The sequence below is a fragment of the Leptodesmis sp. genome, assembly GCF_052746595.1.
In genome coordinates this window covers 1-1,721 of the sequence record NZ_JBRAGO010000205.1, presented here as the reverse complement: position 1 = coordinate 1,721, position 1,721 = coordinate 1, and the positions used below count along the sequence as shown (strand labels likewise).

Here is a 1,721-nt window from a genome sequence, read left to right as displayed (position 1 = left end):
CTGCACTGGTGGCGACGGCGATAATTTGCTCAGAATTCAAACTTTTGGAAATCTCCTGACATCGCTTCAGCGCAACGATCGCCCGCTGCATCGCCTCTTCGGTCAGAAACCCGGTTTGCTGACAGCTTTCTCCCAGGCGAACAGTTGCTTTTTCTCTGGCAATGATGGTAAAAGCAGGCAGGGTTGGCTGGATCCGCACTACTACCATGTGAATCGAGTTCGTGCCAACGTCAATGGCCGTCAGAATGCGATCGTAGTCCGCGAGCATTGTAAATACGGTAAAACTGGCTAGCGTTTATCTTTAAGTTTCCCTAGTTGCAGGTCTCACAGGGGCCATTCTTAAGACTTTCCAAAGCTGTGTTTCAGTGACTGCGTAGGAAGTTCGGTTCAATTTAATCATTTTTTCAGAATGAATAGGGCATCCTGTTAGGAGTCTTCATATAGCCAGCATGAGGGGGAAGTGAGGGAGGAAGATGAAGAGATACGGGGGAAAAGGGGTGAATAGGGCACTTAATGGTAGAAACTCTGTAGTGAGTTTGACTGTTAGTCGGTTCAGCGGCCCAGTTTCCCAGGTCAATCTTTGGGTTTGATGAAAGCTTCTCTTTAAAGAACTTGGTTTCCGCAAAGAGGATTGTTACAAAGAACATAAAATTGTTAAGATGTGTAAATAAACTTAATACTTAAAAACTCCAGCTTCCCTATGTCTTCTTTCTCCAGTGAGAGTTCAATTCCTTCTATGCCAGAGCAGGTTGAGATTGACCTGACGGAAAGTACTGAAGCTGGTCTGGTGCAAACCTTGTTTCAGGAGAATCAGACATTACGGGAGCAGATTGCCCGTCATACAGAACTGATGCAGCTCTTGACCCATCAACTGGCCACTCCGCTGACGGCCTTGAGTGGTTCAGTGCACTTGCTGGCAGAAACGGACTTAGATGCAGAGTACCGGCAAGAGTTTTTGGGGGTCGTGGAACAGCAAATTAGCCGATTGCAAAACTTGTTGCAAGATTTGATGGCTCTCCGCAACGCGGAAACCGGATCTCTGGAAGCTAAACCAAGCCGTGTTTGTATCAGCCAGTTAGTGGATGAGGTGGTGGCTGGATTTCAGTCTCACTCCCACCCGATCGCCTATCGCATTGCTCCGAGTTTGCCTGATGTCTGGGCCGATCGCTGGCAGGTATCCCAGGTGTTGGTTAATTTGCTTTCTAATGCCATTAAATACTCTCCCAACCGAGAACCGATTGAAATTGGGGCAGAGGTTGTGGCACCAGGTTGGATTCAGGTTTGGGTGAAAGACCAGGGGCTAGGGATTCCAGAAGCCGCTCAACCGCATTTGTTTGAACGGTTTTACCGGGTGAAGCACCGCGATCGCCAGAACATTGAGGGCACTGGATTGGGTCTCTCCCTCTGTAAATTATTAGTGGAAAACCAGGGCGGCCAGATAGGATTTGAATCGACCCATGGTGAAGGAAGCCTGTTCTACTTCACGCTACCTGCGACGGGGAGTTAATGGAGACGGTGCTTCCCTTTGCTTATCCTAGGTTTTGCTAATCACAAGAAGTCAAGTGTCGGTGAGGGATTAGTTGCCAAATGCTATGCCTTGACGTGGGGTGATTGTTGAAATGGCTACTGATGGAAGATTTGCAATTCTTAATCCATAATTCTTGATTTTTAACTATTGAGGGGTTCGGGGAGCTATAAGTCCCGCGCTGTATGCGAAGCCT

Annotated in this window: 2 protein-coding genes; one reads left to right on the top strand and one right to left on the bottom strand. The window is 47.9% G+C overall.

Annotated features, from left to right (window positions below; translation table 11 throughout):
• On the bottom strand, positions 1-268 hold a 268-nt coding region (locus ACUVQO_RS23065; RefSeq protein WP_445928157.1), incomplete at its 3' end, for a Ppx/GppA phosphatase family protein.
• A gap of 468 nt (positions 269-736) precedes the next feature.
• On the opposite strand from ACUVQO_RS23065, the gene ACUVQO_RS23060 reads away from it, so the two are divergent.
• Complete coding sequence (locus ACUVQO_RS23060; protein WP_445928156.1) at positions 737-1,507, top strand: sensor histidine kinase; 771 nt, start codon at positions 737-739, stop codon at positions 1,505-1,507.
• The last annotated feature ends 214 nt before the right edge of the window (positions 1,508-1,721 follow it).

Coding starts and splice junctions, on each gene's coding strand:
- ACUVQO_RS23060 (WP_445928156.1), top strand. CDS start 737: ATGCCAGAGCAGGTTGAGATTGACCTGACGGAAAGTACTGAAGCTGGT.